Origin of the sequence: Pseudomonas sp. FSL R10-1339 (genome assembly GCF_009600545.1) — a bacterium.
GTDB lineage: Bacteria > Pseudomonadota > Gammaproteobacteria > Pseudomonadales > Pseudomonadaceae > Aquipseudomonas > Aquipseudomonas bubulae.
In genome coordinates this window covers 1-1,166 of record NZ_WIVQ01000221.1, presented here as the reverse complement: position 1 = coordinate 1,166, position 1,166 = coordinate 1, and the positions used below count along the sequence as shown (strand labels likewise).

1 protein-coding gene is annotated in these 1,166 nt (G+C 60.9%); it reads right to left on the bottom strand.

Annotated elements, in window-relative coordinates:
* Positions 1–160: 160 nt before the first annotated feature.
* Positions 161–1,166, bottom strand: a 1,006-nt coding sequence (locus tag GHO03_RS24510; protein ID WP_306108808.1) for an ATP-dependent helicase C-terminal domain-containing protein, incomplete at its 5' end; no start/stop codon positions are given.

Genomic DNA, 1,166 nt, shown 5'->3' with positions numbered 1-1,166 from the left:
AATTTAACGATGGATTGGCCCCAGCGAAAACGGAAGAAAAACTCAAAACCGTGTCCGGGATGAGTTGACCACTACATCCAGAGCTCAAGCAACCAGGGACAGTGAACGCGTCGCAGTCAACGCTGCTCGTTATGTGGAAGCAGAAGCCTGAATGCGTCAATCATTTCTTGTTAAGCGAATCGACCCAAGGGTCCAACTTATGGAATAGCTTGGGGTAGCGCCCCTTCAAATCTTTTTTCACTTCGGCATAGGTACTTCGCCAGAAGTTGGCCAGATCCTGGGTTACTTGCACCGGACGCCTTGCCGGAGAAAGCAGGTGCAACTTGACCACCTGGCGCCCGCCCGCAATACGCGGGGTGTCCGCCAGCCCAAACAACTCTTGCAGGCGCACCGCCAGAATCGGCGGGTGTTCGCTGTAGTCCAGCCGCACCGAAGACCCTGAAGGCACCTTGATATGGTGGGGCGCCAGTTCGTCCAAGCGCTGGGGCAGCGGCCATTTGAGCATGTTATGCACAATGCTCGACAGGTCGAGGCTGGCAAAGTGACTGAGCCGCGACACACGCCCCAGATACGGCCCCAACCAGTCTTCAAGCCCGGCCAGCAAGGCGGCATCGCTGACGTCGGGCCATTCACTGTGCCCCTGGATCTGCAGGTCCAGTTGACGCAACAACGCTACCCGCGCCTGCCACTGGCGCAGCTCGGGCGTCCACGGCAACAGCTCCAGCCCCTTGCGTCGCACCAGATTGATCAGCGCTTGCGTACGGGCCGCTTCGTCGAGCCCGGTCAATGGCTCGCGACTGAGGACCAGCTCGCCGACCTTGCGCTGGCGCTCGGCACGCAGCACGCCCTCGCGCTCATCCCAATCCAGTTGATCAACAACGCTGACCTGCTCGCTCAAGACACCCTCGAGCAAGGCAGGATCAAACTCGGCCGCCAGATAAATGCGTTCTTCACGTTGCCCCTGACGGCTGCCCAAATCGGCGATGACCAGCCAGGGCTGTTTCATCAGGCCATCCACTTCGCTGAACAACGCCGCACGGCCATTGGCCAGACGATATTCCGCCCCACCGGGTTTACGCTGTTGGGCGACCCGATCGGGGTAGGCCAGCGCCAGCAAGGCACCCAGACAGCGCGGGTGGTCGGGGTCGGCGACCGGCTGCCTGGCC